The following is a 22,706-nucleotide window of genomic DNA, read 5'->3' as shown; positions in this document are numbered from 1 at the left end:
GCCATATTTTCGCGTTTTGGCCCCGAGGCTGTCCGCGCCGGGACCGGCTGTTCTTCAGCAGGTGTTATTTCATGCCCCCTGCAGCGCCCGCAACCGGGCGCCGGGTAAGAATTTCTTCTATATCGCGTGTTGCGCTGCAGTGCAAAAAGGATCGCCCGCCCTCACGCGGATTTGGCTTGGGCTGTGGCTTTCGGGCGCGAGTCCCCAGTGCGCCCCAAATGCTCCGCCTTGCTTGGCGGCCACAGTTGGCGCTTTGGCCCGCCTCGTGTAGCCTCGGGCCCGGGTAAGGTCTGTTGAGGGGAATTGGGGAGATGTTTCCAAAGTTTTCGGGCGGCCAGAGGCCGGTTAAAAGCATGTCCGGAGAGAGCGTCTGGCCGCGCGACAAGGTCGTCGCCGCGCTGGAGAATCAGTATGGCGGGCTCGACCCGCTGGGCGAGGAGGGGCCGCTCTCGGTTTTCGGCGTCCAGCATAACGGCGTCAATTTCGTCGTCGCGCTGATGGAGTCGGCGCCGGGTTCCGGCAAAATCGTCGAGCTCGGCTTTCTTGCGCGCTTCGTGGGCTTCGCCCTCGACGCGATGATGGTCGAGACCATCAACCGCAACCTCCATCTCGCCGTCGCCTCCATCGAGGCCAATGGCGATCTTTTCCTGATGGCGGGCATGCAGCCGGTGGGTGCGTTCGATGCCGGCCAGTTCGCGCTGGTGCTCGAAGCCTGGCGGCGCGATCTGATGATCACGCTGCACGGATTGTCGAGCGGGCAGGCCTCCATGGCGGCGGCGTTCCCGGCGGCGAAGCTCGAAGCGGCGCGCAACTTCGCCATGAATGTCGCGCCTGCCCCGGCGGACAACAAGCCTATCGATTTGCTCGCCAGCTTCCTCGGCGCGAAAAACAGCCGTGAGCTTTGCGGCGACTGTTCCGGCCGCGGCAAGCGCGGCTTCATCGCGCGCGAATGCGTCGCCTGCGACGGATCGGGTTTTGTGAAGGTGCGCTGACGGGCAAGGGTGGCGTTTTTGGGTAAGGCCGAATATTGATCCGTTCATTCCGGCCCCTGGGTCCGGCCGGAAGCCGGCCCGAGGATGAACTTCGGCCGAAATCTGTTTCCATATTTCCTGAGATCCCGGCCTTCGCCGGGATGAGCGGCACAAGAAGAAAGTCCGGCTTCAAATGTCAGCGTTCGCCAGCACAATCAAAGAAACCGCCGCCCTCGTCGAAGACGCGCTCGATGCGTTTTTGCCCACGCGGGGCGGGCCGCTGGGCAGAGTGGTGGACGCCATGCGCTGGGGCGCCCTCGACGGCGGCAAACGCTTGCGCCCGTTTCTCGTGATCGCGGCGGCGGACATGTTCGACTGCCCCCGGTCGCGCTCGGTGCGCGTCGGCTGCGCCGTCGAAATGATCCACTGCTATTCGCTCATCCATGACGATTTGCCGGCCATGGACGATTCCGACCTGCGCCGGGGCCGTCCGTCCGTTCATAAGAAATTCGATGATGCGACGGCGATCCTCGCGGGCGACGCGCTGCTGACCCATGCGTTCGAGATTCTGGCGGAGAAGGAAACCCATCCGTCGGGCGATGTGCGCTGCGCCATCGCGCTCGAACTCGCCCGCGCCTCGGGCAAGCTCGGCATGGTCGGGGGCCAGATGATCGACATCTATGCCGAGCAGAAAGATTTCGATCTCGGCGGCATCGAGGAGTTGCAGCGGTTGAAAACCGGCGCGCTGATCCGCTTCTCCGCCGTCGGCGGCGGGCTGATCGGCGAGGCGTCGGCGGATGAAGTCGCGGCGCTGCAAGCCTATGCGGAAGACCTCGGGCTCGCGTTTCAGATTGTCGACGATATTCTCGATGCGACGGCGGACGCCGAAACGTTGGGCAAACCGGCGGGGCAGGACGCGGAAATGGACAAGGCGACCTTCATCAAGCTTCTCGGCATGGAGGGCGCGAAGTCGAAAGCCGCCGATCTCGTCGAGCGCTGCAAGGCGCATCTCGACCGCTTCGGTTCTGCGGCGGAGCCGCTCAAAGGCGCCGCGGATTTCGTGTTTGAGCGGAAGAGCTAGGCTTAGGATGGCAATGTACCCGCAGGATCCCTCGATGGGCTTAGTGTGTGGTCGAGGTGAAAGGCGCTTGACGCTTGCCATCGCGGTGCAATGCTCTAACGTGAACTTGAATTATTGGGGGTGTCATGGGAATTAAAACATTCGTACTCGCCTTATTGGCGAATTTGAGTCTGGCTGTTGCTGCGCAAGCTGCGCCTGTGACTTGGTATCTTCAGGACGTAGGCTTCGACGATGGAGGCACTGCAGTTGGATCGTTTGTTTTTGATGCAGACGCTGGCGTATTTAGCGATATTAACGTCACAACGACTGCCGGAAGCGCCTTGGACGGCGAAACATACGATGTTCCGCTGCCGTCATCACCAGGAAATGCGACTTTTCTCAGTTTTGCGAACTCCGCTGGAATTGCAGATTTCACAGGGTATGACGCTATCGGAATCGAGCTTGATAGTGCGATGACAAATCTGGGCGGATTGATTTTGATCAAGATAGCTGGCTTCGCACTGGAAAGCAGATGTGTGACGGCTGATTGTTTTGCCGTTGCAGACCCGTTGAGACGGATAACGTCTGGTTACATTACGACATCAGAAGTGCCGCTCCCGGCCGCGTTGCCACTTTTCCTGGCGGGACTGGCTGGGCTTGGATTCGTCAAACGCAAACACGCGGCGCCTAACGTTCTCTAAACCAGCTTTGCACCTTTCGATAGGGCGGCATAACTACCGATGCGAGCGGCGGCAATTATGCCGCCGCCTCTTCATCCAACCGATCCAGCAACGCATCAACGCCATTCGTTGCGATGAAGGAGGAGAACTCCTCGCGTTTGACTAGCATGATCGAAACGCCCTGGACGATGATGTCGATGGCCTTGCGCTCGCCCGAGCGCAACTGGCGCACGCGCCAGTCGACCATGATGGGCGCGCCTTCCGGGCGGTCGAATTTTGTCCTGACGATCACGTCGCGGGCGCCGAGTTCTTTGGCTTCGAGAACTTCCAGCGGCTTGCCGACAATGTCCTTGAACTGCTCGGCGTAGAGCTTGGTCAGGTAGCCGGGGAACACGGCGTCATAACGCGCAAGCTGCTCGTCGGACATCGCCTTTCGGTTTTCGCCGATCATGAATTTGCCGATGACGTCGAGGGCCATGCCGTCCGCCAGCACTTGCTGAAAGTCAGCGAGTTGTTCGGCCTCCGATTTGTCCGAGGTGAGGGCCGTCGTCGCGTCGGCGGTCAAGGCCTTGGCGAAGGCGGTGGCGCCGTCTACGGCGCTCTCTTCGGTTTCGGCAGCCGGTTCCGGCTCCTGCGCCAATACGGGCGAGGCCGAAGCGGCGGCGATGAGCGCGGCGAAGATGCGGACGCGGGACATGAACATGGAAATGGGCCCTCAATGGATTGGCGCCGGTTGACGCTCTTTTCTCGATTTCGGTGAATATGGGTCGATTGCGGCCAAATTCCAGCAGCAATGTGCCGGCCTCGGGGAGGGCGCATGACATTTTCGTCAGGCGGCCTCGACGGCGCCTCCGCAATAGCGGCTCAACCCTTTGAAAAGGAGGGGCTTTGCTTGCCGCCCCTAAGTCGCCTTCGAGATCGGTTTTCTGTCGAACCGGAAGGCGACCGGCAGAACGATCAAGGTGCACAGAAGCGTAAATGCGATAGCGATAGAGAGAAGCTCGCCCATGGAAGCGGTGCCCCGGTGGGGCGAGAGCATGAGACTTCCGAAAGAGGCGACGGTGGTCAGCGCCGAGAACAGCACCGCCCGCGGGGTCGAGGTGCCGTAAACGCCTTCGCCCGCCCTGATCTGGTCGTTGCGCAAGACAAGATGGATGCCGGAATCGATGCCGATGCCGATCAGCAAGGGCAGGACGATGACATTGGCGTAGTTGAACGGAATGTTGAGAAGAACGCCCGTCGCCGCGGTCAAGACGGCTGCCAGCGCCAGCGGAAACAGCATCAAGAGCACGGTGCGCAAGCGCCGCACCAGAAGCCAGAGGAAGATCGCGATGGCGGCGAAGGCGATGCCGGTCGCTTCCAGCATGGCGAAGGAAATCGTCTCGCCCGCCTTTTCCGCCTGATAGGCGCCGCCAGCGAGATCGGGAATGACGGCTTCCACATCATCGACGAACCGATCGAGCGCGCGGTAGTCGCGCACATCGGCGCTCGGCAGAATGTCGACGCGCCACTTGCCGCCTTCGCTTAAATATCGTTCGCGCAGTGCCTCGGGGAGCGTTTCCATCTCCACATAATCGGCGTTCATACTGTCGCGAAGCTGCGCCACGAGCTGCGGCCAGAAGGCGAAGACATTTTCCTGCATTAGCGCTTGCGCGGCCTCGTCGCCTTCAAGCTTTTCAAGCAGCGTTGAGAGTTTGGCGCTGGGACCGTCTTCATAAGCTTCATTCAGCCGTGTCTTGAGCGCCGCGATTCCGTCTGCCGCCGAAGGGCCCTCGACCGAACCCGGTTCGGCGTCGAGGGCGAAGACGAGCGTGCCGGCGCCGAAATCGATGAGCTCCAGCTTTTCGTTCTGATCGCCGGGGATGAAATCGAGAAGGGACCGGGCCGTCTCGACGCTTTCAATCGGCGCCACGAGGGTTTCGGTTTCGGTCGCGGCCTCGGCGCTCTCGACCAGGCGGCTCAGGCGATAGGGCGCGGTTTCGGGATCGTCGAACAGGAGGTTGAACCCCTGAACCGATTGCGAATTGGGATTGCGCAGCGCCATCTGGTCGGCGTCGAACCGGACCTGCGGCATCAGGAGGAGCGCCGCGGCGCCGAAGATCACCGTCGCGGCGGCGACGGGGCCCGCATGATTTTCGATCCAGGTGAAAAAGCCGCGCACCCGGCCGGAATGGGTGCGTCCTGGCTGGCCCTTGAAGATGGCGAGGGCGGCGGGCGCGAAGGTGATGGTGACGAGGAACGCGATGACGACGCCGGCGCCGGCGATCAGCCCGAGCTGCGCTATCCCGTCGAAGCGCGTCGGCATGAAAGAGAGAAACGCAATCGCCGTCGTCGGTGCGGCGAGCGCGAGCGCCGGTCCCACTTCATGGATTGCGCGGCGCAGGGCGTTCTTGTTGTCGCGACCCGCGGCGCGGTGTTCCTGAATGTGAAGGAGAAGGTGGATTGCGAAATCGAGGCCGAGGCCGACTAGCAGCACCGTGAAGGCGACGGAAACGAGATTGAGTTCGCCCACAAACGCCGCCGCGAAAGCCGAGGTCAGCATCAAGGTGACGATCAGCCCGGCGAGCGTCAGCAGCGCCATGGGCAACGAGCGGTAACACAGCAGGAGCAAGAGCGTCACGAGCACGAAGGACAGCGCGAAGGAAAGGCCGATGCCCGTCGTCACCGAGTCGAGTTCTTCCATCCTCAGCGCCGGATCGCCGGTGACGTATGTTTCGACGCGCCCCCCATAGACTTCGTCGAGTTCTGCGGTTTGCGCGCGCAACGCCATGATCGCGTCCTTGGCTGGCTTCAGCTTGGCGAAATCGAGCACCGGCGTCGCATAAACCAGCCGCGTGTGATGTGGCTCGTTGCGGGTGTCTTCATCGAGCGCGCCCATCCAAGAGAACGGGCGGCGCTCGCCCGCAAGGCTCGCCTCCGCGACGGCGGCGAGTTCGGCGTAGATGTCCTGCAGCGTCTCCTGGCCGAGATCGGAGCGTTCTGCGAGCTCGTCGTTCTCCGCGAGAGTTGTGAACAATGTCCCGAGCGAGGGATCCTTGATGAGCGTTTCGATCAGGCCCGCCGCCTTCGACATTTGCGTCAGGCGGGATTCAAGCTCGCCCTGATCGAGATAAAGAAGCCCGTTCTCCCGGAAAAACGGATCGGCCGCCGGCGCGAACACCGCGGTGAAATTCTCCTGATCGGCGAGCAGCCTTTCGCGCAGCTCGATCGCATAGGCGTCAGCCTCGTCTAGGGTTGGCGCGCGGACGATAATGACGACGTCGTTCTTGATCTGGGGGAAGGCGTCCCGGAGCTCCGCCGCGCGCTGCTGAAAGGGAAGGTCCGGGTCCAGCATGGCGCTGGTGTCGGTGTTAACCTTCAAATGCGTCGCGGCGTAATAACCGGCGAGGCCCCCAAGAATGAGGATCGCGGCCGCCAAGAGCGCCCCGGCGCGGCGCGCGGTTTCGGCCCACGCCGCCAGCAATTTTTCAATGAATGTCAGCATCCGCCTGCGAGAATATCTGTTTGGGACAGAATTATAGGCCGCTTCGGGGCGGGGGGAAACGGCAGATGGGTATTCCCCCTACAGAGTTGGGGCCCGGTCTTGCGGGGATTTGCGAGGATGGCTACTGCTCTCGGCCATGGCAGCCCCCTATAACTATAAAGCCGACCTCGCCTTTCTGGACGACCGACGCGCGCCCATGACGGACGCTTTGCGCGCTTGGTGCGCCATCAACTCTGGCAGCACGAATCTGGACGGTCTGAAAAAAATGCACGGGGCGCTGAAAGACGCGTTTTCCGCGCTCGGCGCAGACGTCGAAACCGTTCCCTCTCGCGTCCACAAGATTGTGACCAAGGACGGCGAGACGATGGAGCAGAAGGTTGGCGACATGCTGCGGCTCGTGAAGCGGCCCCAGGCGCCGGTCCGTGTTCTTCTCGCCGGACATATGGATACGGTCTTCGGCGCCGATCATCCGTTCCAGTCGGAAAAGTTTCTCGATGACGACACGCTGAATGCGCCGGGCGCCGCCGACATGAAAGGCGGGCTCCTCGTCATGCTGAACGCGCTCATGGCGATTGAGAATTCGCCACTCGCCGAGCGCATCGGCTATGAAGTGCTCATCAACGCCGACGAGGAGATCGGCTCTATCGGCTCAGCGCATATGCTGACGGAAGCCGCAAAGCGCGCGCAATTCGCCTGCGTCTACGAACCGGCGCTTCCCGACGGGACGCTCGCCGGCGCGCGCAAAGGCAGCGGCAATTTCGCGGCGGTCATTCGCGGGAAAAGCGCTCACGCGGGCCGCGAGCATCATCTGGGCCGCAACGCCATCGCCGCAGCGGCGGATTTCATTTCCGGCATCGACAAATTATCGGGCGAGCGCGAGGGCCTGACCGTGAACGTAGCCCGCGTCGATGGCGGCGGGCCCAACAATGTGGTGCCGAACTTGGCCGTGGTGCGCTTCAATGTGCGCCTGGAACAGCCGGAGGATTCAGACTGGCTTTTGGACAAGGCGAATGCGCTGATCGCAGACATCGATGCGCGCGACGGCTATTCCGCAAAGCTTGAAGGCGGTTTCACCCGCCCGCCCAAACCCATGACGCCGCAACTGAACGCCTTTTTCCTCGCGCTCAAGGCCGCCGGCGCCGATCTGGGTCTTGCCATCGACTGGAAACCCACGGGCGGCTGCTGCGACGGCAATAACATCGCCGCGGCCGGCATTCCGGTGATCGACACGCTGGGCGTCCGGGGCGCCAACATTCACTCGGCGCAGGAGATCGCCAAGCTCGACAGTCTTGTGGAGCGCGCCAAACTCTCTGCGCTCTTGCTTTTGAAAATCGCCGCCGGCGACATCCCCAATCCCGGCGAGTTTGTGGATACGGAGAAACGGTAATGTCGCTCGCCTTCATGCGTCCGGTGCGGCGCGAGGATTTCGATGCGATTCTGGCGCTCGCGAAGCAATCGGGCGGCGGCATGACGAACCTGCCCTCCGAACCCGATGCCTTGCGCGCGCGCGTCAATTTTGCAGCGGACAGCTTCGCGGCGAACGCCGACGGGCCGAATGGCGAAGTCTATACGATGGTGCTCGAAGAAAACGGCAAGGTGATCGGCCTTTCCGCCGTTTTCTCCGCGGTGGGACTCGAATACGGTTTCGTCAATTATCGCATCAACAAAACCGTTCATGCGTCGAAGCAGCTCAAAAAACGGATCGAGCGCCGCATCCTGGTGCCGACCCATGACTTCACCGGCGCCTCGGAAGTCGGCTCCCTGTTCCTGTCGCCCGAAGTGCGCGGCGGCGGCTACGGCAAGTTCCTAGCGAAGGCGCGCTATCTCTTCATTGCACAGCACAGAAAGCTTGTCGCCGATCCGGTCTGCGCGGAGCTTCGCGGCTGGCGCGCGCCCGACGGCAAGCAGCCTTTCTGGGAATCCCTCGGCAAGCTTTTTTTCGACATGGAGTTTGAGGACGCCGATCTCGCCAACTCCGCTATGGGCAACCAGATCATTTCCGATCTGATGCCGCGCCACCCGATTTATGTGGCGCTGTTGCCGGAGGATGCGAAAAAGTGCCTCGGAAAGCCCCATGACAGCGCAGCGCCCGCCTATAACATGCTCATCAAGGAAGGCTTCGCTTTCAACCGTTATATCGATGTCTTTGACGGCGGGCCGCTGGTCGATGCGAAAATCGACGACATCAAAACGGTCAAGGAAAGCCGGCTCTATCCGGTAAAAATCGGCGAACCGGGAGACGCGCCGCTCTATTTGATGGCGGGCGGCTATCTTCAATCCTTCCGCGTGACGCGCGCGCCTGGCAAGATCGACGGCGAAGCGATGATCATCGCGAAAGACGCGGCGGCGGCGCTTGGCGTGAAGGCCGGCGATGAAATACGCGCAGTGAAGTGGTGATAAAATGACAAACAAAATCCTCATCAACGGCGAATGGCGCGAGGGCGCGGGCGCGGAGTTTTCAAGTTTCGACCCCTCGACCGGCGAGGCGATCTGGACCGGCGCGTCGGCGACGAAGAACGATGTGAACGACGCTGTCGGCGCGGCGCGGGCTGCGTTCGAGAAATGGGCGCTGACGCCGCTCGCCGAACGCATCGCCGTGATGGAGCGCTATCGCGATCTCATCAAACGCGACGCAGAGGATCTGGCGCGGCTGATCTCTCGCGAGACCGGCAAGCCGTTCTGGGAGACGAAAACCGAAGCCGCCACGGTTTCGGGCAAGGTCGATATTTCGATCCGCGCCTATCACGAGCGCACGGGCGAAAAGGAAACGGCAAGCGGCGCCACGCGCGGCGTGCTGCGTCACAAACCCCATGGCGTCATGGCCGTGCTCGGGCCCTATAACTTTCCCGCGCATCTGCCCAACGGCCATATCGTCCCGGCGCTGATCGCCGGGAACACAGTCGTCTTCAAACCGTCGGAAATGACGCCGGGACCAGGCGCCTTCATTGTCGAGCGCATGGTAGAGGCGGGCGTGCCCGAAGGCGTTGTGAATCTGGTGCAGGGCGGTCGCGAGACGGGCGAAGCGCTCACCGGCGCAGATGTCGACGGCGTTCTCTTCACTGGCGGCGCCAAGACCGGCCTTGCGATCCACAAAATGTTCGCCGACCGTCTCGACGTTATTCTAGCCCTCGAACTCGGCGGCAACAATCCGCTGATCTGGTGGGATGTTGACGATGTGGAGGCCGCGGCCTTTACGGTCGTGCAGTCGGCATTCCTCACCAGCGGCCAGCGCTGCACCTGCGCGCGCCGCCTTATCATTCCTGACGGGCCACAGGGCGATCACGCGCTCCTCGCGCTCGGCAAGCTGACGGAGCGTTTGATTGTCGGCGCGCCGTTTGACGAGCCGCAGCCTTTTATGGGGCCGGTGATCTCGCCGAAAATCGCGGAAAGCCTTGAGCGCGCCTTCGATCAGCTTGTGGACCGCGACGGCGTGCCGGTGAAGAACCTTTCCGTCATCGATGAAGGCAAGGCGTTCGTTTCGCCTGGCATCGTCGACGTGACCATGCTGTCTGACAGCGTGCCCGACGAAGAACATTTCGGACCGTTCCTCAAAGTCTGGCGCGTGAAGGATTTCGACGCAGCCATCGCTCGCGCCAACAAGACGCGCTTCGGTTTGTCGGCGGGCATCCTCACCGACGACAAGGCGAAATGGGAAAAGTTCCTGGCCTTGTCGCGCGCCGGCATCGTCAACTGGAACCGCCAGACCACAGGCGCTTCCGGCGCCGCGCCCTTCGGCGGCATCGGCGACAGCGGCAATCACCGCCCGAGCGCGTACTACGCCGCCGACTATTGCGCCTATCCGGTGGCGAGCATGGAAGGTGAAGGATTGCTTTCCATGCCGGAGGGACAGGTGGGAGTTAAGTGACCTACGCCGAATACAATTACGACGGCCTGATCGGCCCCACGCATAATTATGCGGGGCTTTCCTTCGGCAATATCGCGTCGGCTACGAATGCGGGCGCCGCGTCGAACCCGAAAGAGGCGGCCCTTCAGGGTCTCGCCAAGATGCGCGCCGCGATGGCGCTTGGCCTGAAGCAGGGTTTCCTGCCGCCGCAGGACCGGCCGCATCTGAAAACCCTGCGTGCGCTCGGGTTTTCCGGCACTGACAGACAGATCATTGAAAAAGCGGCGAAGGCCGAGCCGCAATTGCTGGCCAATTGCTACGCCGCCTCGTCCATGTGGACGGCGAATGCGGGAACGGTCGCGCCGTCGCCGGACACGGGCGACGGCAAGGTTCATTTCACCGCCGCCAATCTCGCTGCGAATTTTCACCGCTCCATCGAGGCGGATACGACCGCGCGTGTTCTTGCGCATATGTTCGACGATGAAAATTACTTCGTCCATCACCCGCCTCTGCCGGGCGGCATGCATTTCGGCGACGAGGGCGCCGCTAACCATGGCCGTCTTTGCGAAGCCCACGGCGACAAAGGCGTGCATCTTTTCGTCTATGGCATTGACGGCGAGAAATTCCCGGCGCGCCAGAGAAAGCGCGCCAGCGAGGCTGTGGCTCGAAACCATCTTCTCGATCCATCTCAGACCGTTTTCGTGCAGCAATCGACGACGGCGCTCGACGCCGGCGCCTTCCACAACGATGTCGTCGGCGTCGCCAACGGAACGGTGCTGTTCCTCCACGAACAGAGCTTCGCCGACCGCGAGGCGGCCTACGCTGCGATCCGCAAGGCGGCGCCGTTCGTCGAAATCATTGAGGCGCCGGCGAAGGACGTGTCGCTTGATGACTGCATCAAATCCTATCTCTTCAATTCGCAGCTTCTGACGCTTCCCGGCGGCGAGATGGCGCTGCTGCTGCCGACCGAGGCGCAGGAAAACCCGCGCGTCAAAGCTTTCGTCGATGCGACGGTGTCGAAGAACAATCCCATCAATCGCGCCATCTACAAGGATGTGCGCGAGTCCATGCGCAATGGCGGCGGCCCGGCCTGTTTGCGTTTGCGGGTGGTCTTATCGGAAGACGAGGCGAAGGCCGCGAATCCGAATTTCATTCTCGATGATGCTCGTATTACGGCGCTAGAGCACTGGGTGCGGGCCCATTACCGCGACCGCGTGACGCCCGACGATCTCAAGGATCCGGCGTTTATGGAAGAGAGCTTTGCGGCCATGCAGGCCCTGACGGACCTTCTCTCCATGGGCGCCTTTTACGACTTCCAGCGATAGGCTCTGAAACGGCGCACAGGCTCACCTGCGTTCGCTTATCCGTGAGCGCGCCGGACTGCGACGTTTGATCCGGATTTTCTGTCTCATTCCGGAACGCAAAACGCATTCCAAATCGTTAAGGAAAGCCCCCGGGTAGGCAGTGATTAAGACTTTCCCGCTAGTTTTCAGCAAATGCGGGGCCATTCGCCCGCGAATGAGTCCATCCGCCTGACAAGGGGAGCCGAAGACAGTCATGACCACAGCCACGCCCGAGGGAGACCGGGCCGGCGGGAAAGACGAAGCGTCCGTTCTGTCAGGCTTGATCGCAACGGCGCAGAGCCGCCGGAGGGAATTCAAAACCCGCATCGTCATTGCGATCATTGGTTCGCTCCTTTTGTGGGGCGCGATCAGCCATGTTCTTTCCATCGCCTGGCTTGCCGCAATCGTCATCAGCCAGGTCGCCGATCTTTATGCGTGGCGGCCTTTCACAGACAGCGCGCGGCGGCGGCCGCCATCCAAAAAGGAATGGATCGTCCTTTGCGGCTCGGCGGCGCAGGCGACGCTGATCTATTCGCTTTTCCCTGTGTTCTTGTGGCTGATGTGGGGAACGCCCGGCAAAGTCTTCGCGATTCTGTGGCTTTCGGGATCGCTCCTGCATGTGACCATGCACATGCATCACGAAAGACGCACCTTCATCGCCGCCGTGGCGCCCCACGCTTTTTACTTTTTCGCGCTTCCGCTTTTCGCCCTCGCCACCGGCGCCGAGCCGGGCCGGGCGGGCGCCTGTGCGATCCTCCTTGCGGAGATCATGTATATTTCGCATCTCGCTGTTGCGCTGCGCGCTTATCAGGCGTCGAGCGCGTCCATGCGGCTCGAAAGCGAACGCGCCCATGAACGGCAAGTGCTTGCGGAAGAGGCGAACCAGGCCAAATCCTCCTTCCTCGCCAATATGAGCCACGAGATTCGCACGCCCATGAACGGCATTCTTGGCATGGTGGCGGCGCTCGAAGACAGCAAGCTGACGGGAACGCAGCAGGAAAAGCTCAAAATCGTGCGCGATTGCGGCGATCTGTTGATGATGGTGCTCAACGATCTTCTCGACTTTTCGAAAATCGAAGCGAACAAGATCGAGATTGAAAAGGCGCCTTTCTCCTTCGCCGACATCGCCGCCAAGGTGAAAAATCTGCACGGCCTGAAGGCGGAGCAGAAAAATCTGGACTTCCGGGTGGAATGTCAGGGCGACGCAGACGCGATCCGCCTTGGCGATGGACACCGTATCCTTCAGGTGCTCCATAACCTCGTTTCCAACGCCATCAAATTCACCGAAAGCGGCGCCGTTCTCGTGCGCATCAAGGCGCCGGCGTCCGACGGCGACATGGCGGTCATCGAAGTGAAAGATTCCGGCATCGGCATGTCGGAAGATCAGATCACGCGCATTTTCGATCCGTTCACGCAGGCCGATGTGGCGACGACGCGCAAATATGGCGGCACAGGGCTCGGCCTTTCCATCGCCAAGGGCCTCGTCACGGCCATGGGGGGCGAGATTTCCGTACGCTCCACGCTCGGCGCCGGCTCGATCTTCACTGTTTCGTTTCCCGCGCCGGTGGCGGATACCAACGCCGCTGCAGAAGCAGGCGACGCCTCCGTCGCGGCGGCGCAACAAAACGGTCTCAGAATCCTCGCCGCCGAAGACAATGCGGTGAACCAGGCCGTGTTGAAGGCGTTTCTCGATCAACGCGGCCATAAAACGCAGTTCGCCAATGACGGTCTTGATGTCGTCGCCGCCTTCAAGCGCGGCAAGTTCGACCTTGTGCTGATGGACATTTCCATGCCGCGCCTCGACGGGCCCGAAGCCATGCGCCAGATCCGGTTTCTCGAGCGCGAGCTCAGCGCCGGCACGCCGACGCCGATTATTGCGATTTCAGCGCACGCCATGCGCCAGCAGATCGATGAATTTCTGGAAATGGGCTTTGACGGCTATGTAACGAAGCCGATCCGCGCCGAATATCTGCATGCAGAAATCGACCGCGTCATGACGCCGCCGGAGGCGGCGTCGAATGTCGCTTGAACTCGCCTAGCGAATGATGGACTGAGGCAGGGGCGTGACGACCTTGCGCGTGACTTCACGCAGGGTAAAGCTCGACTCCACGGTCGCGATGTTCGGCATGCGGAGCATTGTCTCCGACAGGAACGTCTCGTAAGTCGCAAGCGAGGGCACGACGACGCGAATGAAATAATCGAACTTGCCGGTGACGAGATAGCACTCCATCACCTCTTCACGGTTCTTGATGGCCGTTTCGAATTCACGCAGCGTCTTGTCGTCTTCGCGCTCCAGCTTGACCAGGATGATCACCGTCACATTGACGCCAAGCGCCTCGCGGTTGATCTCCGTGCGATAGCCTTTGATGATCCCCTCGGTCTCGAGCCGCCTTAAACGCCTGAGGCACGGAGTGGGCGACAGGCCCACTCTTTCGGCGAGTTCCGCATTGGTGATCCGCGCATTTTCCTGAAGGTGCTTCAGGATCTTGTGGTCGATATGGTCGAGCTTCATAGGTCCGCTTTCACTAATCCATCATGTATTTAGCATTATATGCTAATCGTCAAGCGGCAAAGCCCCATATTTGACCGGAAGCGCTCGGCGAAAAAGGATAAGGAAACGCGCATTCCGCCCGGTCCGGGCGCTGGGCCCTCGGCCCTCATAAAGGAAGTTAGCGATGAAATCTGAGGTCCTGGCCGTCGAGGGCTGGCGCAAGGTGGTTCATTTTACTGATGAATTGGCGGGTCTCAACGCCATTATCGCTGTCCATGACGCGACGCTCGGCCCCGGCTGCGGCGGCTGCCGGATCTATCCTTACGCCAGCTTCGAGGCGGGGCTGGAGGACGTGAAAAATCTTTCCCGGGGCATGACCTACAAGAACGCCATGGGCGGCATTCCTTTCGGCGGCGGCAAGGCGGTGATTTTCGCCGATCCGAAAAAGGACAAGACGCCGGAGATGCTGAAAGCCTTCGCCCGCGCCGTCGACAGCCTAGAAGGGCTTTACTACACGGCGGAAGATTCCGGCGTCACCGAAGCCGACCTCGCGCTGATCCGCTCCGTCACGAAATATGCCGCGGGCATGGAGACCAAAGGCGTCGGCGGCAATCCGTCGCCTTTCACCGCGCGCGGCGTCTGGCGCGGCATGCAGGCGGCGGCGAAACGCAAATTCGGCAAGGATAGTCTGAAAGGCCTCACGGTCTCTATTCTCGGCGTCGGCGCCGTGGGGATGGAGCTTGCGCGGCTCATTCATGAAGAAGGTGGCAAGCTTGTGGTCGCCGATGTCAACCAGGATGCGGTGAAGGAAGCGGTGACGCGGTTTGGCGCTGAAACGGCGACGCCGGAAGACGCCATCGCCGTCGATGTCGATATTTTCGCGCCTTGCGCGCTCGGCGGATCGATCAACGCCGAGACCCTGCCGCGCCTGAAGGCGAAAATCGTCGCCGGCGCTGCGAACAACCAGCTCAAAACGCCGGACATGGATCAGGCGCTGAAAGACAAAGGCGTTCTTTATTGTCCGGATTATGTTATCAATGCTGCGGGCGTGATCTCTGTCGGGCTTGAAATCCTAGGCGCATGGACGACGGACGAGATGAACCAGCGTATAGACGCCATTGGCGGGCGGTTGTCCGACATTTTCAACCGCGCCGAAGCGGAAAACGCCCCGACCGGCGCGATAGCCGATAAAATGGCGCTAGAAGTGATTGCAAAGGGTAGAAAGGCTGCATGACAATCCTGCGCGAATGGCGGGGGCGGGCGAAACCTGAAAATGTGGCGGCGGCGGTCAAGCACTACCAAACTCACATCAAGCCCCTCATGGTGAAGACGCCAGGCTTCATTCGCGCATCCGTTAGCAGTCGTGAACTTGGCGGGCTGGTTGAGTTCGTCCTGCTGTCGTTCTGGAAAGATATGGACGCGATGAAAGCGTTCGCCGGTCACATGCCGGACAAAGCGGTGATGGCCGGCGGGGGAATATACGATTTGCTGGAAGACACCGAAATGTTCGTCCGGCTTTACGAGGTTCATGACGAAAGCTGAACTTTAGGCGGCGTTCCATCATCGCGTCAGACGCGGGCTTGTTTTACATTTGCATCACGCATCAGGAGACAATTGCATGTCACAGACCGAACCCATCGTTATCGCCGGCATGGCGAGAACCCCTATCGGTAATTTCCTCGGCGCTTTTGCAAACGTCAAAGCGACCGAGCTTGGTTCTACGGCCATCAAAGCGGCGCTGGAGCGTGGCGGGGTGAAGCCCGACGATGTGGACGAAGTCCTGATGGGCTGCGTTTTGCCCGCGGGCCTCGGCCAGGCTCCGGCGCGTCAGGCCTCGCTCGGCGCCGGCGTTCCGAAATCCGCGGGCTGCGTCACCGTCAACAAGGTCTGCGGCTCCGGCATGCGCACCGTCATGATGGCCCATGACACGATTGCTGCAGGATCGGCGTCCATCGTTGTTGCGGGCGGCATGGAGTCCATGACCGGCGCGCCGCATCTTCTCCCGACGGGCCGCACGGGGATCAAGTTCGGCAACGGTCAGGTGTTCGACCACATGTCCTATGATGGGCTTGAAGATCCTTACAACAATCATGCGGCCATGGGGATTTTCGCTGAGAAATGCGCCCGCGAATGGCAGTTCTCCCGCGAGGAACAGGACGAATATTCCATGCGCTCGGTGACGCGCGCGCAGGACGCCATCAAGACCGGCAAGTTCAAGGACGAGATCGTTTCCGTGGAAGTCGCGGGCCGCAAAGGTTCGGTGACCGTTTCCGACGATGAAAAACCGGGCCTCGTCGACGCGGCGAAAATTCCGTCATTGCGCGCGGCGTTCGAAAAAGACGGCACGGTGACGGCGGGCAACGCCTCGGCGATTTCCGACGGCGCCGCGGCGCTTGTCCTGATGCGCCAGTCCATGGCCGACAAGAAAGGCGCGAAGCCGATTGCCCGCATCGTCGCCCAAGCGAACCATGCGCAGGAGCCGGAATGGTTCACCACGGCGCCCGTCGCCTCGATCCAGAAAGTGCTGGAGAAAGCCGGCTGGTCCGCGGGGGACGTCGATCAATACGAAATCAACGAAGCTTTTTCCGTGGTGCCGCTCGCAGCGATGCGCGAGCTCAAACTGCCCGCAGAAAAGGTCAATATCCATGGCGGCGCCATTGCGCTCGGCCACCCAATCGGCGCCTCCGGCGCGCGCATTCTGGTGACGCTCATCAATGCGCTGCGTGAGACCGGCGGCAAAAAAGGCGTCGCCTCTCTCTGCATCGGCGGCGGCGAAGCGACTAGCATGGCGGTGGAGCTTGTTTAGAGAATTCTTTGCCTGAAAGAATGATCGCGGCGCTGCAAAGATTTGTCGAGGCGCAGGATCCTGTCTTTGACAGGGTCCTTTCCGAATTGCGTGCTGGCTGCAAGAAAACTCACTGGATGTGGTTCGTGTTTCCGCAGATTGCGGGGCTAGGCCATAGCGCCATGGCGCAGAAATTCGCCATCGCCTCGCTCAACGAAGCCCGGGCCTATCTCGCTCATCCGGTTCTCGGGCTCCGGTTGAAAGAAGCGACCGAGGCGGTCCTCGGCCATGTAAATGAGTGGGGACAACCTCGTTGCAGCGTTCATGAAATATTCGGTTCGCCGGACGATTTTAAGTTTCACTCATCGATGACGCTGTTTCACCGCGCGGACACGGACGAACAACTTTTCTCAGGCGCGCTCAAGTCGTTTTTCGAAGGGCGCGAGGATGGCGAAACATTAAAGAGGATATGAAAAACGGCGCTGGAGCGCTGCTTTTTTATTTCAGTTCCGCTTAACCCCTTCGGAGTTTATCCAAATACCCGCCGCAATATCTCCGACGTGCGTTTCGCCGGATTTGAGCGGATCGCCGCTTCCTCCTTGGCGATATAGAGGAACATGCCGTCGAGACCATACTGAACGCCGTGACGGATCAGGTCGGTCTTCGCGTCGGCGCCGAGCTGCGGCGCCAGCGGGATGGATTTGAGGCTTGCGGTAAGCTGGTCGAACGTTCTGATGGCGCCAGTTTCCTGCAAAGCGTTCGACATGATCGGCGTGAAGAGATTGGTCAGGGGCGAGAAGGTTCGGCTCTTCAGATAATCGGTCGCCGCATTATTGCCGCCGCGCACCACGCCGATGGCGTCATTGATGCTCATGGACGAAATCGCGTCGACGAATATGCGCCGGGCTCGCGGAACTGCGGTCTCCGCGCCGCGATTGAGCTGCGTTTCCAGCGTGTCGAGAGGGCCGGAAAGCCCAAGGCGCGAGAGCGATGACTGCATGTCCTGCAGGAAACCTGGCAGCGGAATGTGAATTTGCGGATTTCGCAGGAAACCGTCGCGCACGCCGATGGTCGAAATCGCCGACCCGACGCCGTTATTGAGCGCCGCGCGAATGCCCGCCGCCGCATCCGCTTCCGACAGCGCGCCTGTACTGTTTCCCGGAATGTTCGGCAGCGTCATCCCATCGGTGACGCATCCGCTGAGGACGCCGGCGGCGCCGAGCATGAGGAACCGCCGCGAAACTGGCGCTGAGAAGGTGTTTTTGGTCATAGAGCCCCCCTGAAGTTTTAAAGCCTATTCGCCGCTCACCTCCGGCACATTCGTAAACGGCGTAATCCCGAATTCCGGATAGATCTCGCTCGGATAATAGATCGTTCCGCCGCGGGAGACGAGGGCGATGGTCTTGATCGCCTTCAAATCTTCCGTCGGATCGCCCGGAACCAGGAAGAAGTCGGCGAGCTTGCCGGACTCGATAGCGCCGCGGTCGTCGAAGCCAAGATAATCCGCCATGTCGTAGGTGGCGCGTCTTAAGGCTTCCGCCGGCGTGAAGCCGAAGCGCTGGAAGAGTTCGACTTCGCGGTGCAGTTCGAAGGCCCCGCCCATATCCGTGCCCGGCACGAGGAAAATGCCGCGCTCGTGCATCATCGTCAGCGTCTCGATCACCTTGTCGAAGGCGGCGCGATAGGCTGCGTCCTCTGCATCGTCAGCGACATTCAAAAGCGCGACTTTCGAATTGCGCTGCACCGCAACGGGCATGTGGTCGATATAATCGGCCATGCCGATCCGCGTTTCGCCATTGCGGCCGGTGAGGCCGAATTCGTGGATCACCGTTGTCGGATCTGCCGCGATGCCGTTTTCGACCATCAGGTTAATCGTTTTCTGGACCTTGTCGCTGCTGAGATCGAGGTCGGCGAATTTCGCCATGCCGGTGATCCGGGCGAGGGTGCGCGTGTCGTCTTCGGGCCCCAAAACCCAGCTCAGCATCACCTGATTGATATGGGTGATCTCGTCATAGCCGGCTTCGATCATTTCGTCCGGCGTCGAGAAGGCGGGGATGTGGCCCGCGACGCGCATGCCGAGGCGGTGGGCTTCCGCCGCCATCGCGGGCACCCATTCGCCCTTCACCGAGCTGTAGATCTTGATCTGATGATAACCGCCGCGTGCGGCATACATGCGCACGAGATCGACCGCTTCTTCTTCGGTCGTCGCAAGTTCGCCGGTGGAGTTATTTGTTTCGCTTTTGCCTTCGATGAAGCCGCTCATCGAAATGCGCGGACCCGCCAGAACGCCGCTTTCGATTTTTTCGCGCAAAGGTTCGAGCACGTCGATCTCGTTGCCCATGTCGCGCACGGACGTGACGCCGGCGAGGAGATTGATGAGCGCATCATCGTCGCCCATATGGCCGTGCATGTCGTAAAGGCCGGGGATGAGCGATCCGCCCGCGCCGTCGATCACGACTTCGTTGTCGCCGCTCGCATCCGCCGCTTCGATCGCGGCGATGAGGTCGCCTTCGATCACCACGGACACAGGCCCAGACATGTCGAGCGTTTCAGGCTGGAACACGCGCACATTGCGGATGCGCACCGGGCCGTCATAACGGTGAGCGTAGCGCGACTGAATGTCCTCGTATCGCGCGGCGCCGTAATCGGCGGCGAGATTTCTGAGACGCTCTTCTTCGGCCTCATAGCCTTTGCGAATGGTGATGAAGCGCGGCGTGATATAGGCGAAGAACTTGTTCTCGTCGTCGAGGATGAAATAATCAGGATCGAGATCGGCGCCCGATAGCGCGTAGGTCGTGATGGTTTCATCGCCGCCTTCGCCGGAAACGGTCAGCGTATCGATTTCCACAAGGCGCAGTTCACCGGCGGGAAGGGCCGGCATGGTCCGGTCGCTGTCTTTCAGCAGCGCATTCGCCTGAATGAAGGCGGCATAGGGACTACCGAACTGGTTGATGTAAAGCGTCGGCTCGCCGACAGCCGCGTTGCCTTCCCCGGCGGCGTCCGACCAGGTCGCTGTCCCGCCTTTCAGCGCGTAGCTTTCCTCGACCTCGTTGCCGAAGGTCGTATTGCCTGCAATCGACCAGGCGACCGGCACGCCCGCTTCGTTAACCGTCAGCGTTTCCTTGAAGCCTGGGCCGCGTCCGTTGTTCTTGAAATCGTAGTCGATGGCGAGTTCGTTGCCCGTCCGGTCGACATTCATATAGCCCACGGGCGTTCCGGCGATGATGACGGCGTAGGCTTCATGAGCGGCGGAAGTCTGCGCCGGCGCCTCGGCCTTTTGCGAACAGGCGGCAAGCGCCAGCATGAGGCTCGCCCCGGCGCTGCGGCGCGCAATAGATGAAAATGACATGGATGCCCCTTTTTCCCCGAGATTCGACCCAAAATAGTTTTTAATTGAGGGTGACATTCCCATAAACCGCAAGCGGGCGCCAGAACGCCATGCCGACAAAAATGGGCGGCTCGCCGCATTGCGGGGCCTTCTGCGGAAAGCTACAAGCGGCCTAAATATCCCGCATGTTCAGGAGACGGCCGATCGGCCGCAAAAACGAAAATGACCAAACAAACCTTCGACTGGCAGGACCCGCTCAGCCTTGAAACCCAGCTTTCCGATGAAGAGCGGATGATCCGCGACGCCGCCCGCGGCTATGCGCAAGACAAGCTGATGCCGCGCGTTCTCATGGCGAACCGCGAAGAGCGCTTCGACCGCGAGATCATGAATGAACTCGGAAGCCAGGGTTTGCTGGGCGCGACGGTCGCGGAGGAATATGGCGGCGGCGGCGCGAGCCATGTCGCTTACGGGCTCATCGCCCGCGAAGTCGAGCGCGTAGACAGCGGCTATCGCTCCGCCATGTCGGTGCAGTCTTCGCTCGTCATGTATCCGATCGAAGCCTTCGGCACGGAAGAACAGAAAAAGAAATATCTGCCGAAACTTGCAACCGGCGAATGGGTCGGTTGTTTCGGACTGACGGAAGCTGACGGCGGCTCCGATCCCGGTGCCATGCGCACGCGCGCGGAGAAAGTTTCGGGCGGCTATAAATTGAACGGTTCGAAAATGTGGATCACGAATTCGCCTATCGCCGATCTCGCGGTCGTGTGGGCGAAACTCGATGGCGAGATCCGCGGCTTTATCGTCGAACGTGGCGTGAAAGGCTTTGCGACGCCGAAGATCGAAGGCAAGCTCAGCTTGCGCGCGTCAGTGACCGGCGAGATCGCGCTTGACGATGCGGTCGTGCCGGAAGACGCGCTATTGCCGAATGTGAAAGGCTTGCGCGGGCCGTTTTCCTGTCTCAACAAGGCGCGTTACGGGATTTCATGGGGCGCCATGGGCGCGGCGGAATATTGCTGGATGGCGGCGCGCGACTACGCCATGGACCGCGTGGTCTTCGGCAAGCCCATCGCCGGCACGCAGCTCGTTCAGAAAAAACTCGCCGACATGCAGACCGAAATTGCGCTTGGCTTGCAAGGCTCGCTGCAGCTCGGTCGCCTGTTGGACAGCGGCGCCTATGTGCCCGAAGCGATCTCGCTGATGAAACGCAACAATTGCGGCAAGGCGCTGGAGATCGCGCGCATCGCCCGCGACGTGCACGGCGGCAACGGCATCTCCGATGAGTATCATGTGCTGCGTCACGCCGTGAATCTCGAAACCGTCAACACCTATGAGGGCACGCACGACATTCACGCGCTGATCCTCGGACGCGCCATGACGGGCCTGCAGGCATTTCAATAAAAATTTTTGAAATGGCGGCGCCGGCTGCCTCGCCTGTAGCGGTGCTTGCCGGCGCCTGGCGCCGTCCGGTGGCGTTTCCTCGCGAGGACGTTTCCTCCTAGGACGGCGCATCCGCTGCATGGCGTCCGGTCTTGAAGCCGGTCGGTTCACGCGTCCCCGGCTCGGATGTAGCACGCGGACAAGCAAAGGTCATTTTGCAGGCGCGAAGGGGCCTAGTTTCCAACCTGCGCCTGCAAATCTTTCGCAGATGTCGTGTGCTGGAATTTGAGCTTTTTGTCGGGAAAGACGTAGTGAAACGCGCCATGGGACATGAGCGCCGCCTCATGAAAGCCTGACAGGATCAGCTTCAGCTTGCCCGGATACCAGGCCATGTCGCCGATGCAGAAAATGCCGGGGACCGACGTTTCGAATTTTTCCGTGTCCACCTCGATGCGGTTTTCGGTGAGGTTGAGGCCGAATTCGGCGATGGGGCCGAGCTTCATGGTCAGGCCGTAAAAGGCGAGCAGCGTGTCGCAGGGGATGTCATAGGCGCCGCCCTCATTGCTTTCGACGGAGACGGCGCTGATCCGGCCCTCGGCGCCTTTGAGGCCCTTTATCTGCGCCACCTGGAAATCGATTTTCTCCGCATTGGCGAGGGCGTGCATTTTCTCGACGCTGTCCGGCGCGGCGCGGAAATCCGGGCGGCGGTGGATGAGGGTCACGGACTTCGCAATGGGCTGGAGATTCAGGGTCCAGTCGAGGGCGGAATCGCCGCCGCCGGCGATGACAATGTTCTTGTCCCTGAACGCCTCGCGTTCCCGCACGGCGTAGAAGACCGACCGGCCCTCGAAATCGTCGACGCCCGGTATAGGAGGTTTTTTCGGCTGGAACGAACCGCCTCCGGCTGCGACCACGATCACCGGCGCGGTGATCTTCGTGCCCAGATCTGTCGCGATGGTCCATTTTCCTTCCGGCGTTTTGTCAAGCGACACCGCCATCTCGTTCATATGAAACTTCGCGCCAAAGGGTTCGATCTGGTCGAGCAGTTGTCTGGTCAATTGCTCGCCGGTGATCGACTTGATCGCGGGGATGTCGAGGATCGGCTTTTCCGGATAAAGCTCGGCCGCCTGGCCGCCCGGCTTGTCGAGAATGTCGATGAGATGCGCCTTGACGCCAAGAAGGCCGAGTTCGAATACGGCGAAAAGGCCGCAAGGACCCGCCCCGACGATAATGACATCGGTCTCGTGAGACCCGCCCGGCGGAACGCTCTCCACGGTTGCTGCGGCCATCGACCTTCCTCCCGTAGAATTTTCGGGAAGCCTAGACGAGTTCCGGGGACCCGG

General features: G+C 61.0%; 19 protein-coding genes. 13 read left to right on the top strand and 6 right to left on the bottom strand.

Annotation, left to right across the window (positions count from 1 at the left end):
• Window positions 1-353 precede the first annotated feature (353 nt).
• From ACQY5P_RS03820 to ACQY5P_RS03810, 3 genes are all read left to right on the top strand, one after another.
• Window positions 354-992, top strand: a complete 639-nt coding sequence (locus ACQY5P_RS03820; RefSeq protein ID WP_428409520.1) for a hypothetical protein — start codon at window positions 354-356, stop codon at window positions 990-992.
• A 172-nt stretch (window positions 993-1,164) separates the two neighbouring features.
• Window positions 1,165-2,052, top strand: a complete 888-nt coding sequence (locus ACQY5P_RS03815; RefSeq protein ID WP_428409519.1) for a polyprenyl synthetase family protein — start codon at window positions 1,165-1,167, stop codon at window positions 2,050-2,052.
• Window positions 2,053-2,177: 125 nt separating this feature from the next.
• Entirely contained in the window at window positions 2,178-2,732 is a 555-nt protein-coding gene (locus ACQY5P_RS03810) for a VPLPA-CTERM sorting domain-containing protein (protein WP_428409518.1), read from the top strand.
• A 55-nt stretch (window positions 2,733-2,787) separates the two neighbouring features.
• Here the strand turns inward: ACQY5P_RS03810 and ACQY5P_RS03805 are convergent, their stop codons facing one another.
• Entirely contained in the window at window positions 2,788-3,414 is a 627-nt protein-coding gene (locus tag ACQY5P_RS03805; protein WP_428409517.1) for an MlaC/ttg2D family ABC transporter substrate-binding protein, read from the bottom strand.
• Window positions 3,415-3,612: 198 nt separating this feature from the next.
• On the bottom strand, window positions 3,613-6,195 hold the full coding sequence (locus ACQY5P_RS03800; protein ID WP_428409516.1) for an MMPL family transporter: 2,583 nt from the start codon (window positions 6,193-6,195) through the stop codon (window positions 3,613-3,615).
• 136 nt (window positions 6,196-6,331) lie between these two features.
• Between ACQY5P_RS03800 and ACQY5P_RS03795 the strand changes: the two genes are divergently transcribed.
• From ACQY5P_RS03795 to ACQY5P_RS03775, 5 genes are all read left to right on the top strand, one after another.
• A complete protein-coding gene (locus ACQY5P_RS03795) occupies window positions 6,332-7,582 on the top strand; it encodes a hydrolase (protein WP_428409515.1) in 1,251 nt (416 codons plus the stop codon).
• Complete coding sequence (locus tag ACQY5P_RS03790) at window positions 7,582-8,592, top strand: arginine N-succinyltransferase (RefSeq protein WP_428409514.1); 1,011 nt, start codon at window positions 7,582-7,584, stop codon at window positions 8,590-8,592. The genes ACQY5P_RS03795 and ACQY5P_RS03790 overlap by 1 nt, the downstream gene beginning before the upstream one ends.
• Window positions 8,593-8,596: 4 nt before the next feature.
• Window positions 8,597-10,060: a succinylglutamate-semialdehyde dehydrogenase gene (gene astD, locus ACQY5P_RS03785; protein WP_428409513.1), complete on the top strand. Its 1,464-nt coding sequence runs from the start codon at window positions 8,597-8,599 to the stop codon at window positions 10,058-10,060.
• Window positions 10,057-11,364: an N-succinylarginine dihydrolase gene (astB, locus tag ACQY5P_RS03780; RefSeq protein WP_428409512.1), complete on the top strand. Its 1,308-nt coding sequence runs from the start codon at window positions 10,057-10,059 to the stop codon at window positions 11,362-11,364. The genes astD and astB overlap by 4 nt, the downstream gene beginning before the upstream one ends.
• A gap of 232 nt (window positions 11,365-11,596) precedes the next feature.
• Window positions 11,597-13,411, top strand: coding sequence for an ATP-binding protein (locus ACQY5P_RS03775; RefSeq protein ID WP_428409511.1), 1,815 nt, complete (start codon window positions 11,597-11,599; stop codon window positions 13,409-13,411).
• A 6-nt stretch (window positions 13,412-13,417) separates the two neighbouring features.
• Here the strand turns inward: ACQY5P_RS03775 and ACQY5P_RS03770 are convergent, their stop codons facing one another.
• Entirely contained in the window at window positions 13,418-13,894 is a 477-nt protein-coding gene (locus tag ACQY5P_RS03770; RefSeq protein WP_375205734.1) for an Lrp/AsnC family transcriptional regulator, read from the bottom strand.
• Between the two features lie 163 nt (window positions 13,895-14,057).
• On the opposite strand from ACQY5P_RS03770, the gene ACQY5P_RS03765 reads away from it, so the two are divergent.
• The 4 genes from ACQY5P_RS03765 (at window position 14,058) to ACQY5P_RS03750 (ending at window position 17,131) form a co-directional block, all read left to right on the top strand.
• The gene (locus tag ACQY5P_RS03765; RefSeq protein ID WP_428409510.1) at window positions 14,058-15,107 is read left to right on the top strand and encodes a Glu/Leu/Phe/Val dehydrogenase dimerization domain-containing protein; all 1,050 of its coding nucleotides are present in this window, start codon (window positions 14,058-14,060) and stop codon (window positions 15,105-15,107) included.
• Complete coding sequence (locus ACQY5P_RS03760) at window positions 15,104-15,415, top strand: antibiotic biosynthesis monooxygenase (RefSeq protein ID WP_428409509.1); 312 nt, start codon at window positions 15,104-15,106, stop codon at window positions 15,413-15,415. Before ACQY5P_RS03765 ends, ACQY5P_RS03760 begins: the two co-directional genes overlap by 4 nt.
• Window positions 15,416-15,491: 76 nt before the next feature.
• Complete coding sequence (locus ACQY5P_RS03755) at window positions 15,492-16,679, top strand: thiolase family protein (protein WP_428409508.1); 1,188 nt, start codon at window positions 15,492-15,494, stop codon at window positions 16,677-16,679.
• Between the two features lie 20 nt (window positions 16,680-16,699).
• Window positions 16,700-17,131, top strand: coding sequence for a DUF1810 domain-containing protein (locus tag ACQY5P_RS03750; RefSeq protein ID WP_428410626.1), 432 nt, complete (start codon window positions 16,700-16,702; stop codon window positions 17,129-17,131).
• Between the two features lie 56 nt (window positions 17,132-17,187).
• Here ACQY5P_RS03750 and ACQY5P_RS03745 read toward each other — a convergent pair whose 3' ends face one another.
• On the bottom strand, window positions 17,188-17,928 hold the full coding sequence (locus ACQY5P_RS03745) for a DUF4197 domain-containing protein (RefSeq protein ID WP_428409507.1): 741 nt from the start codon (window positions 17,926-17,928) through the stop codon (window positions 17,188-17,190).
• Between the two features lie 24 nt (window positions 17,929-17,952).
• Window positions 17,953-20,007 carry an amidohydrolase family protein gene (locus ACQY5P_RS03740; RefSeq protein ID WP_428409506.1) on the bottom strand — a complete coding sequence of 685 codons (2,055 nt, stop codon included), beginning with the start codon at window positions 20,005-20,007 and terminating at the stop codon, window positions 17,953-17,955.
• A 201-nt stretch (window positions 20,008-20,208) separates the two neighbouring features.
• Here ACQY5P_RS03740 and ACQY5P_RS03735 point away from each other — a divergent pair, with 201 nt between their 5' ends.
• Window positions 20,209-21,384: an acyl-CoA dehydrogenase gene (locus ACQY5P_RS03735; protein WP_428409505.1), complete on the top strand. Its 1,176-nt coding sequence runs from the start codon at window positions 20,209-20,211 to the stop codon at window positions 21,382-21,384.
• Between the two features lie 212 nt (window positions 21,385-21,596).
• On the opposite strand, the gene ACQY5P_RS03730 is transcribed toward ACQY5P_RS03735, so the two are convergent.
• Complete coding sequence (locus tag ACQY5P_RS03730; RefSeq protein WP_428409504.1) at window positions 21,597-22,652, bottom strand: NAD(P)/FAD-dependent oxidoreductase; 1,056 nt, start codon at window positions 22,650-22,652, stop codon at window positions 21,597-21,599.
• Window positions 22,653-22,706 lie beyond the last annotated feature (54 nt).

Source organism: Hyphococcus sp. (genome assembly GCF_965267305.1).
Taxonomy (GTDB): domain Bacteria; phylum Pseudomonadota; class Alphaproteobacteria; order Caulobacterales; family Parvularculaceae; genus Hyphococcus.
The sequence above is the reverse complement of the archived record's forward strand: the minus strand, read 5'-3'. Positions and strand labels throughout refer to the sequence as shown.